We start from the raw sequence: 13,028 nt of genomic DNA, 5'->3' as shown, positions 1-13,028 counted from the left end.
TTTCCTCCAGTTCGATGCCGGCCGGGGCCAGCGTAGCGCGATCTTACTTGAGCACATGCCGCAGCCACAAGCGAGCCAAAAGTCCCGCCGCCTCTGGAAAACGCCGGGTTGACAGGAATGCCGCTTGACTCATGGTGCGGTGCAGCGCGCCTCCCTTCTTTTGCGCCCTTTTTACTGTCTGCGCTACCACCTTAGTCCGTCAGAACGATCCGTGCATCGTGGCGGGCCAACTCGTTCGAGATGTGAGGAATTGTCAAAGCGGACGCCAAAACGCGGACGCAGAAACCGCTCGTCAAACTGCGTGGCGCGGCGCTTCTGCGCACCACGCGTGCCACATGTGACGGAAGGCGGATTCCATGGCGCGCGCAAAGCGCGGGCCGTCCATCAGCGCGGACGCGAGCATGCGCTCGCGCAAACCCGCGCGCAGCGCAGCCAGGCGCGGCAGATCGGCGGCAAGCGCGGTGACGATGCGCACGTAGCTGGCGTCGTCGTGCGCGGACAGTTCGGGCAGGCCGAGATTCGCCAGCAGGGAAAGCCCCGCACGGCTCGCGGCCACCCGGCCCGCTCGCGTGGGCACCGACACGCCCATCCAGAACGCGTCGAGGCTCGTGGTGTGACCGTTGTAGGGAACCGTCTCCAGACCGATGTCGATCTGCGCGTAAGTGCGCAGGTAATCGGCGCGCTTCTGGTAGCCCACAAAGCGCACGCGCGCGAGATCGATGCCATGCGCCGCGAGCCGTTTGGTCAACCGCTCGCGCAGCGAGCCTTCGGGCGCGAGCAGGATGAGACGCGCGTCAGGCAGCGCGGCGAGTACGCACGACCAGAGTGCGAGCGTCGCATCGGTGAGCTTGCACGGATTGTTCAGACAGCCAAAGGTGATATGGCCGGCCTCCAGCGCCGGCAGCGCGCCGATCTGCATGTTGCGGTCGGCTTCGTCGAGCGGCGCGTAGCACCAGAAGGTGTCGGGCAGACGCAGCGAGCGTTCGGTGTACTGGGCATCGACGCGCGGATCGTCCAGCGGATCGAGACGCGCATCGGTCAGCCGCCAGTCGATCGCCGGGCTGCCGGTCGTGCCCGGATACGCGAGCCACGCCACCTGAACCGGCGCGGGCCGCATCGCAAAGAGACGGCGCCGCGCGCTGGCCATATGCATCGTCAGATCGACGAGGATGTCGATGCCGTCTTCGCGCACCTGCTGCGCGATCTGTGCGTCGTCGAGTGCGTGGACGTCGCGCCACAGATCGACATGACCGACGATGCGATGCGATGCGTGACGGGATCGGGTTGCGCCACGCTCGCGTAGCAGACGATCTCGAACGCCGCGTGATCGTGATTGGCAAAGAGCGGCAGCGTGAACAGCGACTGGCAGTGATTGCGGAAATCCGGCGATACATAGCCGATGCGCAGGCGGCGCGCCGGATCGCGAACGTTAGCGTGCTGCGCCGTGGCGTCGTACAGCGCGGCCTCGTGCTGCTGGAAAAAGCGCTCGGCTTCGGCACGGATGGCGGCGCCGTCGTCGGTGACGAAGAGCGTGGCGTAGGCGAGATCGCCGTGCGCGGATTCGTCGGCGGGATCGTGCGCGAGCACGGCGCGCATCGACTCGATGGCATCGGTCGTTTCGCCGGCCTTCATCAGCAGACCGGCGAGTACGTTGTGGGTATGCGCTACATGCGGTGCGAGCTCGACGGCGCGCTGGAACGCCGCGATGGCTTCACTTTCGCGGTGCGTTTCCATGAAGAGGCTGCCGAGGTTGCGCCACGCATCGGCGAAAGCGGGACGCAGCGCGAGTGCGCGCTCGATCAGCGGCTGGGCTTCGGCGTGACGGCCGTCTTCGGCGAGCAGGGTGCCGAGGTTATTGGGGACGTCGGCATCGTTCGGCACATGGTCGAGCGCCTTGCGCAGGACCGCTTCGCTTTCGGCGCGCCGGTCCTGCTCGCGCAGCAGATTGCCGAGCGCCAGCCACGCGGGTGCGCAGGCGGCGTCGAGCGCGAGCGCGCGTAGCAGCGCAGCTTCCGCGGCCGGGACATCGTCACTGGCGCGCAGCGCTGCGGCATGACGCACGAGATCGAGCGGCGCGTTGATTGGTTCTATCGGTTCCATCGGTTCCACCGTTGCCATCGTTTCCGCCGGTTGCGGCGCAGCAATGCCGCCGTGCGGCTGGGCGCACCAGTCGTTCCACATATGCCGGAACGCCGCCTCCATATGATGCGCGAAACGCGCGCCGTCCATCAGCGGCGACGCCTGCATGCGCGCACGCAGCGTTGCCCGCAGGTGCGCGAGGCGCGGCAGATCGCGGGCGAGTCCGACAACAATACGCACATAGCCGACATCGCTGTCTGCGGCGAGTTCCTGCAGACCGAGATTGGCCAGCAACGACAGGCCGGCCCGCCCCGCCGCCGCGCGCCCCACGCGCGTGGGCACGGGCACGCCCATCCAGAAGGCGTCGAGGCTCGTGGTGTGGCCGTTGTACGGCACCGTGTCGAGCGCGATGTCGATCTGCGAGTAAGTGCGCAGGTAATCGCCGCGATGCTGGAAGCCGATAAAGCCCACGCGCGCCGGATCGATGCCATGTGCGGCGAGCCGCTTCGCCAGTCGTTCGCGCGCGCTGCCGGCGGGCGCCATGAGAATCAGCCGGGCGTCGGGCAGCGCCGCGAACACGCCCGACCAGAGTGCGAGCGTCGCGTCGGTGAGTTTGCCGGTGTTGTTCAGGCAGCCGAATGTGATCTGGCCTGCGGCGGCGGCAGCAGGCAACGCTGCGACTTCGACGCCCGGCGCCAGTGCGTCGTAACACCAGAATGCATCCGGCAGACGCAGCGATCGTTCGGTGTACTGCGCGTCCACGCGTGCGTCGCCCAGCGGATCGAGCCACGAATCGGTAAGCCGCCAGCCGATCGCGGCGCTGCCCGTCGTCCCCGGATACGCGAGCCACGCCACCTGCACGGGCGCGGGCCGCCGCGCGAATACGAGCCGCCGCGCGCCGTTCATATGCATCGTGAGGTCGACGAGGATGTCGATACCGTCGGCGCGAATCTGCTGCGCGAGCCGGTCGTCATCGTAATCGCGCACGTCGCGCCAGATGTCGGCGTAGCTGGCAAGTTGCTGCGTCACCGCGTCGGGCGTCATCACGGTCGAATAACAGACGATCTCGAAAGCCGCGTGATCGTGATGCGCAAGCAGCGGCGTCATGAACAGGCGCTGGCAATGCTCGCGAAAGTCCGGCGACACATAGCCGATGCGCAATCGCCGCGCAGGTTCGCGCGTGTTGTCATGCATGACGGCCGGGGCGAGCCACTGCGCTTCGTGCCACGCGCAGAAGGCTTCGGCCTCGGCGCGGATGATGGCGGCGTCGTCCGTCGCGAACGCGAGCATGTAGGTGAGATTGCTGTGTGCTTCGGCATTGTCGGGCCGCAATTCGAGCGCGCGACGGTAGGTTGCGATCGACTGCGCAATGTCGCCGCTTGCCCTGAAGATGTTGCCGAGATTGCCGAGTGCATCGGAAAAATCCGGCTTGAGCTCGACCGCGCGCGCGAATGCCCGCTGGGCTTCGTCGATATTGCTGACTTCGTAGAACAGGTTGCCGATGCCGTTCCACGCGTGGGCGTTGCGCGGGTCCAGTTCGATGGCGCGCATGAATGTTGCGCGCGCCAGCTCGAGCTGGCCGTTCCTGCGTTGCTGGCTGCCGAGCGTCGCCAGCAGCAGCGCCGAATCTGGCTGCACCGTTCGCGCATGTTCGAGCAGCGCCAGCGCCTCGGCGTGCTGGTTCTCATCGAGCAGCGCCGCGGCGAGATTGATGTACGAATAAGTGTGCGACGGATCGAGTGCCAGCGCGCGGCGCAGCGGTGCAATCGCCTGCGCGGAAGCGCCGTTACCGACCAGCAGGCTGCCGTAGTTGTAGTGCGCGAGGACGTTGTCCGGCTGTTGCTCGATCAGGCGTTCGAACATGGCGCTCGCGCGCGCCGTATCGCGTCGCGCGGCGTAGAGGTTCGCCAGATTGTTCAGTGCAGCTGAACACGCCGGATCGAGTTCAAGTGCACGCTCGAGCAGAGCCTGGGCCTGCCTGGCCTCATCGGGATCGAGCGCCAGCGCCTGGCTTACGAGGATTTCCGCTGTTTCGTGTGCTGCCGCCGCCCGGCTCAGCAGCGCCCTGGCGGCGGCCCGGTCGCGCCCCAGCAGGATGACGCCGGCCAGATGCAAGGCGTCCGCATCGCACGGATCTGCCGCAATGAGCCTTTCGCAGCAAGCGAGCGCTGCATCGTGCGCGCCCGCGCGCCACGCATCCAGGGCTTGCGAATAGGTGAGGACGGGGCCGAGCGAAAGAGTGGAAGCAGTCATGACGATGGCGCGCGGTGTGCGAGCGGCGCCGGAGAATGAGCAAAAGTTTGATTTTGATCACGTCTCAAAACGCTGTGGCTGATCTGCGTCAGCCCGTCACATCCTGCTGCTGCGGGGTTTGCCACCTGCCCCCAAATAAAAAACGCGCGAGCCGCTTTTGCAGCGTCGCGCGTTGTGCAGACTGCGCGGGCCGAACCCGCGCGTCGAGGTGAAACTCAGTGCGAACTCAGGGGAACAGACGTTCGCAGATCGCCTTCGTCGCCGGCGCCGCGTTGAGCGTGTAGAAGTGCAGACCCGGCACGCCCGCATCGACGAGACGGCGGCACAGGTCCGTCACCACGTCGAGGCCGAATGCGCGAATCGACTCGCGGTCGTCGCCGAAGCTTTCCAGACGTTTCGCGACCCAGCGCGGCACTTCGGCGCCGCACATCTCCGAGAAACGCATCAGCTGCGAGTAATTCGTGATCGGCATGATGCCCGGCACGATGGGAATATCGACGCCCAGCTTCTGCGCTTCTTCGACAAAGCGGAAATACGCATCCGCGTTGAAGAAGTACTGCGTGATCGCCGAATCCGCGCCCGCTTTCACCTTCTGCGCGAACGCTTCCAGATCGTGACGCGGCGAGCGCGCCTGCGGATGGTATTCGGGATAAGCGGCCACTTCGATGTGGAACGCGTCGCCGGTTTCCTCGCGGATAAAGGCGACGAGATCCGACGCGTAGCGCAGCTCGCCCATTTCGCCCATGCCCGAAGGCAGGTCGCCGCGCAGCGCCACGATATGGCGGATGCCATGCGCGCGGTACTGGCCGAGGATGTCACGCAGACTGTCGCGGGTCGCGCCGATGCACGACAGGTGCGGCGCCGCATCGACGCCTTCCTTGGCGATTTCCGCGACGGTGTCGAGCGTGCCCTGTTGCGTCGAGCCGCCCGCACCGAAGGTCACCGACACGAAGCGCGGCTTGTGCATGAGCAGTTGCGCACGCGTGGCGCGCAGCTTCTCGACGCCTTCAGCGGTCTTGGGCGGGAAGAATTCGAATGAGAGTTCGATCGGTTTCATGATCGCTTTCTTGATGAGCCGGCCTGCGCGCAGGGCGCGGGCCGGCGAGCGTCAGCCGAGGCTGCGGTTGCCGAAGATCAGCGCCGACAGCAGCCACGAGACGATGCTGTAGAGGATCGAGCCAAAAAACGCCGACCAGAATCCCGACACCTCGAAGCCCTTGAGCAAGGACGCCGCCAGCCAGAAGCACAGCGCGTTCACCACGAGGATGAACAGGCCGAGCGTGACGATCGTCACGGGCAGCGTCAGCACGATGAGCACCGGGCGCAGCACGGCGTTGATGAGGCCCAGCACGAGCGCGACGATCAGCGCGGTGCCGAAGCTGCGCACGTGGATCGACGGAACGAGCCAGGTAATGATCAGCAGCGCGAGCGCATTGATCAGCCAGGTGAGCAGCACGGTCATATTGGAGTCCTCTTGCGTCGTGGTTATGCGGTGCGCCCGCGCACGTTAAAAATAGCGCGCGGGCGTAGGCACAGCATCGGGCCGGTCGCTTAAAGGCGGCTTAAAAATAAGGGCCGCCTCGTAGCGCTTTTGTATCTGACCGTAACGATCGGCCGGGTGACCGGCTTAGTAACGGTAGTGGTTCGGCTTGAACGGACCGTTCTTGTCGACGCCGATGTACGAAGCCTGATCGTCCGACAGCACCGACAGGTTCGCACCGATGCGCGCCAGATGCAGACGCGCGACCTTTTCGTCGAGGTGCTTGGGCAGCACGTAGACCTTGTTCTCGTACTTCTGGCCTTCGACGAACAGTTCGATCTGCGCGAGCGTCTGGTTCGTGAACGAGTTCGACATCACGAACGACGGGTGGCCCGTGGCGCAGCCCAGGTTCACCAGGCGGCCTTCGGCCAGCAGGATCACGCGCTTGCCGTCCGGGAAAATGATGTGGTCGACTTGCGGCTTGATGTTGTCCCACTGGTACTGGCGCGTGGACGCAACGTCGATTTCCGAGTCGAAGTGACCGATGTTGCAGACGATCGCGTTGTGGCGCATCGCCTTCATGTGGTCATGGCCGATCACGTGGTAGTTGCCGGTTGCCGTCACGAAGATGTCGGCCTTGTCGGCAGCGTATTCCATCGTCACGACGCGGTAGCCTTCCATCGCCGCCTGCAGTGCGCAGATCGGATCGATTTCCGTGACCCACACGGTCGCGCCCAGACCGCGCAGCGATTGCGCACAGCCCTTGCCCACGTCGCCGTAACCTGCGACGACCGCGATCTTGCCCGCGATCATCACGTCGGTGGCGCGCTTGATGCCGTCGACGAGCGACTCGCGGCAGCCGTACAGGTTGTCGAACTTCGACTTCGTGACCGAGTCGTTGACGTTGATGGCCGGGAACGGCAGACGGCCTTCCTTCTCCATCTGGTACAGACGATGCACGCCCGTGGTGGTTTCTTCGGTCACGCCCTTGATGTGCGCGAGGCGCGTCGAGTACCACGTCGGATCGACGTCGAGGTGAGCCGCGATCGACTTGTACAGCGCGACTTCTTCTTCGTTCGTGGGCTTGGCGATGACCGAGCGGTCCTTTTCAGCCTTCGAGCCGAGGATCAGCAGCAGCGTTGCGTCGCCGCCGTCGTCCAGGATCATGTTGGCGAATTCGCCGTTCGGCCATTCGAAAATGCGGTGCGAGAATTCCCAGTATTCGTCGAGCGATTCGCCCTTGAATGCGAACACCGGCGTGCCGCCCGCAGCGATGGCGGCGGCAGCGTGATCCTGCGTCGAGAAGATGTTGCACGAGGCCCAGCGCACGTCGGCGCCCAGCGCCGTCAGCGTTTCGATCAGCACGCCGGTCTGGATCGTCATGTGCAGCGAACCGGCGATGCGCGCGCCCTTCAGCGGCTGCTGCGCCTTGTATTCTTCGCGGGTTTGCACGAGGCCGGGCATTTCGGTTTCGGCGATATCGAGTTCCTTGCGGCCCCAGGCAGCAAGCGACATATCGGCGACGATGAAATCTTTGGCTTGATCTTGCGGAATTGCGGCGTTCATCACGCCCTCCTTTCTAAAAGTGACTAGAAATTAAAGACGTGAGCGCCGTTTTTTCAGTGCGGCGGCTTTTTGAAAGCCAACCGGATTGAGCGCCTTCGAGCCTGGCGGGTCATGCGGTGTTTACCGCGCCCCGTCGCAACGCTCCTCGAAGACGAGGCGTGATTGTAGCAAAACGCGATGACAGACGCGCGTCGCTACGGACGCGCGGCAGGGTTAATCGGCGTGAATCGCGGTGAATCTTGGGGTGAAGTGCTTATCGATCCGGCACGCTGGCCGCGCGCAGCTGACGCAGGTTGGTGTAAGCGGCGTCGAGAAACGCGCGCGAGGCGCGCAACGTCGCTTCGTGCTCGACCGGATCGGCTTCGGCGTAACCCATCTGGATATTCAGAAAGCGCTCCGGGTAGATGCCGCCCCGATAGTGCATGCGCACGTGCTTTGCATCGGTCAGACGGCGCTGCTCGAATATCTCGCCGAGCACCCAGGACAGCGCGCCGTCTTCGCCGCCGTGACGCCGGAACACATCGTCCATCGGAAAGCCGCCGAGAGAAAGGAACACGCTGCGCCGCATCACCAGACTGCCGGGCACGGTGTTGCTGAGCACGGCGGCATGGCGCTCGAAATCGGGATGACGGGTCAGGCGCTGCGGAAAATCGGCGAATTCGACGTTCAGACGCACCGCGGCTTCCTGCGGATGCGCCTGCAGATGCGCCGACGCGGCGGCCAGGGCGCCGGGCAGATATTCGTCGTCGGCGTCGAGGAAGGCGATCAGCGGCGTGCTCGCGTGCAGCGCGCCCCAGTTGCGCGCGCGGGCCGCGCCGCCTTTGGACACGGTTTGCAGCAAGCGGATGCGCGGTTCGTGCATGCCGTAGGTGCGCACGATGGACGCCGATGCATCGATCGAACCGTCATCGACGACCAGAATCTGCGCGGCTTCGGCTTGCGCGAGGCTGCTTTGCAGCGCGCGCGCAATCGTGGCGGCGCCGTTGTAACAAGGGATGATGATCGAAATGAGGGACATGTAACGCGACGCCGATTCAGTCAGGGCAGCAGCTTAGGAAAGCCGATCAAAGCCCATAAAGGCCCATAAAAGCCCGAATCTTAGGTGCGTCGCGAAATGTCCTGTGGGATTGGCGTGCGCTGAACGGCGGACTTCATGACGCAATCGTCAGAAGCCCCCAAATCGTCATCGTCCTAAATGGGCCTCAGACCGGCAGGAAGCCCAGCGCGGGTGCGAGCAGCACCATCACCACGCCCGCGATCATCATCGTCAGGCTGGCGACCACGCCCTCTTCGCGGCCGAGTTCGCGTGCTTTCGCAGTACCCACGCCGTGCGCCGCCGCGCCGAACAGCGCGCCGCGTGCGAGACGCGTGCGCAGCGGCACGAGGCCCAGCACCAGCTCGCCGAACAGCATGCCGCACACGCCCGTGGCGATCACGAACAGCGCTGTGAGGTCGCGCGGCGCGTGGATCTTGTCGGAGACGGCAAGCGCGAAAGGCGTCGAGATCGAGCGCGTCATGAGGCTGCGTTGCAGATCCGGCGACAGATGCAGCAGCTTGGCGAGCGCGAGCGAACCGCCCACCGCCACGATGATGCCGACCGTCACGCCAACGGTGAGCGAAATCCAGTGGCGCTTGAGCAGATCGCGGTATTCGTAGATCGGCACGGCAAACGCCACGGTAGCCGGGCCAAGCAGCCACATCAGCCAGCGCGTGTCCTGAAAATAGACCGGATACGGAATATGCAGCAGCAGCACGAAGGCGCCGAGCACGGCCGGCACGGCCACCAGCGGCGTGAGCCACGGCGAGGGAAAGCGCGCGTAGGCGAGCTTCGAAGCGAAGTAGAGCGCGACGGTCAGAATGAAGCAGCCTGCGGCGATCAGCCGCGAGGCATCGTCGGCGAACAGTGAGGCGTAGAACGTGTTCATGACGGCTTCATCCTTTGGGAGTGCTTAGATTACGTGTCAGATTGCTTGCGCCGGGGAGCGCCTAGCGGCGCCTAAACTCAGGCGCGCGCCAGATGTCGTGCGAGGCGCACGTGCTGCACGCGGCGCAGCGCGAGGCGGCGTTCCAGCCGCGCGGCCTGCTCGACGGCGAAGGCCACCGCGAACATCACCATCAGCGTGCCGCCGACCACCACCAGCGCGAGGCGCCAGCCGTCGGCGCGGAACAGGCCGCCGTACTGCACCGCCGCCACGGCGGCCGGGATGAAGAACAGCAGCATGTCGGAGAGCAGCCAGTCGGCGCCTGCCTTGACCCAGCGCGGCGTCACGCCGCCGCAGAACAGCAGCGCCAGCAGCAGCACGAGGCCCACCACGCCGCCCGGCACCGGCAGATGCGCGGCGCGCGTGAGCGTATCGGCGAGAAACCAGACGCCTGCGAGGAGTGCCGACTGCGCAGCGATCCGGCCAACGCGAGCCATCACGCCCTTTTTCGGGGCCGGTGCGGAGGAAGTCGAGGCAGTCATGGCAAACCCTAAGTGACAGTGGAATGGAACTGAGTATAGGGTGCAGCGCAGCATAAATATAATGACTTGTAATCATCGACTTCATTCCATAATGGAATATGTGAGCGTCGGGGCAATCCGCACGCGACGTCAGCGAAATCAGGAGACAGACCCGTGGAATTGCGCGCGCTACGCTATTTCATCGAAGTGGTTCGCCAGCAGAGTTTTACCGCGGCCGCCGAGGCGCTGCACGTCACGCAGCCCACCATCAGCAAGATGGTCAAGGCGCTGGAGGACGAGACCGGCACGCCGCTGCTGCTGCGCGACGCGCGCCAGATGGTGCTCACCGACGCGGGGCGCATCGTCTATCAGCGCGGCCAGGACGTGCTCGCCGCGCAGGCGCAGTTGCAGGCCGAACTCGCCGATCTCGGCACGCTCGGGCGCGGCGAAATCACCATCGGCATTCCGCCGATGGGCGGTTCGCTGTTCACGCCCGCCATCGCCGCATTCCGTCAGCGCTATCCGAAAATCGAACTCAAGCTGTTCGAACAGGGTTCGCGCGCGATCGAGGCGGCGCTGATTGCCGGCGAACTGGAACTGGGCGGCGTGCTGCTGCCGGTCGATCCCGAACAGATCGACGTGCTGCCGATCTCGCACGAAGTGCTGTGGCTGGTCGCGCCGCGCGGCTCGCGCTGGGACGGCGCCGCCAGCGTGCCTTTGGCCGATCTCGCGGCCGAACCGTTCGTGTTCTATGGCGAAAGCCTTGCGCTCAACGATGTGGTGCTCAACGCGTGTCGCGCGGCCGGTTTCGCGCCGCAGATCGTCGGGCGCAGCGGTCATTGGGATTTGATGGCGGCGCTCGTGCTCGCGGGCGTCGGCATCGCGCTGCTGCCCGCGCCGTATGTGCGCAGGCTCGACGCGGCGCGCTTCACCTGCCTGCCGGTCGCCGATCCGCAGATCACCTGGGACATGGCGATCGGCTGGAAACGCAACGGCTATCTCTCGCATGCGGCGCGCGCGTGGCTTGCGGTGGCACGCGAGGAATACGGCAAGCCGTCGACGTTTCTCGACGATTTCGTGCGCCCGCCCGGACTGGAGAAACCCGCTGGCGAGTGACGCGCCGATGCGCAATAAAAAAGCCGCCCGGCTCGGGCCGGACGGCTTTTTTGCTTCTCGCGCAAGGACTTACTGCTTTGCGGAGAACGCGATACGGCGGTTATGGAAACGGCCACCTTCCGTGTCGTTGCTGTCGACCGGATTGGCGTCGCCGTAACCGGCGGCGCTCAGCGTCGAGGCACTCACGCCCTGAGCGACCAGATAGGTCAGCACGGCCTGAGCGCGGCGCTTCGACAGGTTCAGATTGACCGACTTGTCGCCGACGTTATCGGAATAACCCGCCACTTCCAGACGCACCGGCTTGCCCTGCTTCGCGCACGCCTTGAGCACCTTGGCGGAATCGCGCAGATCCGCGCCCGCCGATGCCGGAATCGTCACGCTGCCGGTGTTGAAGTTCACGACCTGCAGGTTGAGCACCTTGGCCACATCGTCGCCCGCGCAGGACGCTTGCGCGCCGAACAGGCCCTTCACGGCGTCGCGGAACGACTGCGTGGCGTCGGCCACGGCCTTCTGCACGTTGAACACGCCGATATCGAAGCCCGAGCCGAACAGCGCCTTGAGCTTGTCGAGCCAGCCGAGCTTCGCGTCGGCGGCCGCGCCGCTCAGTTCGACGTGCGTGCCGTCGATCTTCACTTCCGCGCCGGGCAGCGCCATCAGCGGCAGCAGGCCGTCGAGGTGGGCGAGCCAGTCGGCCGGTTTGGTGGCGGGATCGACCGTCACGTTGGCGGTGAACTTGCCGTCGCCGAACTTCTTCGTGAGCGCGTCGAGCAACTGGGCTTTTTCGGCTTCGCTGCCGACCGTCGCGGTGATGGTCGGCGCGCCGCTCTTGTCGACGGTGAACGAGAGATGCGAATCCTGCGTGGGCGCCGCTGCGGGCGCGGCTTCGCTTGCCGACGATGCGGCGCTCGCGGCGACCGCTGCCGATGCGCCGGAGGCCTCCGATGCAACCACGATCGCGCCCGAAGCCGCCACCGCCGCGCTGGCATCGGACGCCGCGACCACTGCGGGCAGGCTGGCTTCAGAAGCCGGCGCAGCCGCTGCGCTGTTGTTTGTGCTGCTGTTTGCACTGTCCTTCGCGCCGTCGTCATGCTGGCACGAGCGCAGCGCGAAGAACGCGAGAATCAGCGCAATCGCCGCGAGCAGCCACCAGAGCCACGAATGCTTGCGCTTTTCCGGCTCGATTGGCGGCGTGCTGGTGCCGATGGTCTGCGGCGGCACGGCAACCGGCACCGGACGCTCGACCGGCTTCGGATGTTCCAGATGCGCCGACACATCCTTCAGACGCGTCAGGATCGAACCCGCAAACGCCGCTGCGGAACCCAGCCCGACCGCATGCGCCAGCCGGTCCGACAGACTCGCATTCACCGACGACAGTTGATGCCCCAGCAACGTAGGCAATTGCCCGACGATGCCCTGGGAAGACGTGAAGTGCTGCTTCAGAATGCCCATCAGCACGGCGCCGACCACGCCCGTCAGCGAAAACGCCGTCGATTGCGCCGCGCCGGTTTGCGCCGCGACGGCATCGGACAGCGCGCCCACGTTCACGCCAGCGGCGCGCTGGATCAGCTCGCGGCCAACGGTTTCGAGCTGGTTCAGGCCCGTCGTGCTGCCGAGCAGCTCGGGCAATTGCTTGCCGATCAGCGCATTGACGTCCGGCGACATGATGGTGTCGAACAGACCGCGCGCCCCTTCTGCGGTGCTGCCGCGATGCATGATGGCCGCGACGATGGCCGGCGCGGCCGCGCCCGTGACCTTGCGCGCCAGATCCGGCGTGAGGCCGAAACGACCGGCCAGGGTGCGGACCACGTCGTCGCTCATGACGGCGTCCAGCAGTTGAAAGACATTGATGCTCATCGAGGCGGTTCCTCCCGTTCGCGGACGCGCCAACTGACACGCCCAAGGTGCCGCGCGATTATATGGAGTCCGAAATCTCGAAAATGAGGGTGGCGATCATGTCGCACACTCTTTGACGAAAACCCCATGAAAAAGCGGTGTTTTCGTCAACGCAGCGTTAAAAACGAGGCGGCTTGCGCCTCGTTTTTTGCGTCATCGCCAGGGAAGGCATCGTGAAGCGGAAGAACCGCTGGGAGA

At 65.3% G+C, this 13,028-nt stretch carries 10 protein-coding genes and 1 riboswitch; of the genes, 1 reads left to right on the top strand and 9 read right to left on the bottom strand.

The window, feature by feature from the left end; genetic code table 11:
• Positions 1-292 precede the first annotated feature (292 nt).
• The 8 genes from U5A67_RS10280 to U5A67_RS10245 all read right to left on the bottom strand — a co-directional run bounded on the left by U5A67_RS10280 (position 293) and on the right by U5A67_RS10245 (position 9,842).
• Positions 293-1,192: a hypothetical protein gene (locus U5A67_RS10280; RefSeq protein ID WP_321813879.1), complete on the bottom strand. Its 900-nt coding sequence runs from the start codon at positions 1,190-1,192 to the stop codon at positions 293-295.
• The gene (locus U5A67_RS10275; protein WP_321813878.1) at positions 1,156-4,332 is read right to left on the bottom strand and encodes a tetratricopeptide repeat protein; all 3,177 of its coding nucleotides are present in this window, start codon (positions 4,330-4,332) and stop codon (positions 1,156-1,158) included. Before U5A67_RS10275 ends, U5A67_RS10280 begins: the two co-directional genes overlap by 37 nt.
• Positions 4,333-4,558: 226 nt before the next feature.
• Positions 4,559-5,389 carry a methylenetetrahydrofolate reductase [NAD(P)H] gene (gene metF, locus U5A67_RS10270; RefSeq protein ID WP_205987071.1) on the bottom strand — a complete coding sequence of 277 codons (831 nt, stop codon included), beginning with the start codon at positions 5,387-5,389 and terminating at the stop codon, positions 4,559-4,561.
• Between the two features lie 51 nt (positions 5,390-5,440).
• Entirely contained in the window at positions 5,441-5,794 is a 354-nt protein-coding gene (locus U5A67_RS10265; protein WP_205987070.1) for a phage holin family protein, read from the bottom strand.
• Between the two features lie 165 nt (positions 5,795-5,959).
• Positions 5,960-7,378, bottom strand: a complete 1,419-nt coding sequence (gene ahcY / locus U5A67_RS10260) for an adenosylhomocysteinase (protein WP_205987069.1) — start codon at positions 7,376-7,378, stop codon at positions 5,960-5,962.
• Positions 7,379-7,411: 33 nt separating this feature from the next.
• Positions 7,412-7,531: riboswitch (S-adenosyl-L-homocysteine riboswitch) on the bottom strand.
• Positions 7,532-7,631: 100 nt separating this feature from the next.
• A complete protein-coding gene (locus tag U5A67_RS10255; protein WP_205987068.1) occupies positions 7,632-8,396 on the bottom strand; it encodes a glycosyltransferase family 2 protein in 765 nt (254 codons plus the stop codon).
• Between the two features lie 184 nt (positions 8,397-8,580).
• Positions 8,581-9,303, bottom strand: coding sequence for an LrgB family protein (locus U5A67_RS10250; RefSeq protein WP_205987067.1), 723 nt, complete (start codon positions 9,301-9,303; stop codon positions 8,581-8,583).
• A gap of 77 nt (positions 9,304-9,380) precedes the next feature.
• Positions 9,381-9,842 (bottom strand): CidA/LrgA family protein, encoded by a 462-nt coding sequence (locus tag U5A67_RS10245; RefSeq protein ID WP_321813877.1) that lies wholly within the window; start codon positions 9,840-9,842, stop codon positions 9,381-9,383.
• Between the two features lie 153 nt (positions 9,843-9,995).
• Between U5A67_RS10245 and U5A67_RS10240 the strand changes: the two genes are divergently transcribed.
• Positions 9,996-10,937, top strand: coding sequence for a LysR family transcriptional regulator (locus U5A67_RS10240; protein ID WP_205987065.1), 942 nt, complete (start codon positions 9,996-9,998; stop codon positions 10,935-10,937).
• 69 nt (positions 10,938-11,006) lie between these two features.
• Here the strand turns inward: U5A67_RS10240 and U5A67_RS10235 are convergent, their stop codons facing one another.
• Positions 11,007-12,791, bottom strand: a complete 1,785-nt coding sequence (locus U5A67_RS10235; RefSeq protein WP_321813876.1) for an OmpA family protein — start codon at positions 12,789-12,791, stop codon at positions 11,007-11,009.
• Positions 12,792-13,028 lie beyond the last annotated feature (237 nt).

Origin of the sequence: Paraburkholderia sp. J69-1 (assembly GCF_905220255.1) — a bacterium.
Classification (GTDB): domain Bacteria; phylum Pseudomonadota; class Gammaproteobacteria; order Burkholderiales; family Burkholderiaceae; genus Paraburkholderia.
The sequence above is the reverse complement of the archived record's forward strand: the minus strand, read 5'-3'. Positions and strand labels throughout refer to the sequence as shown.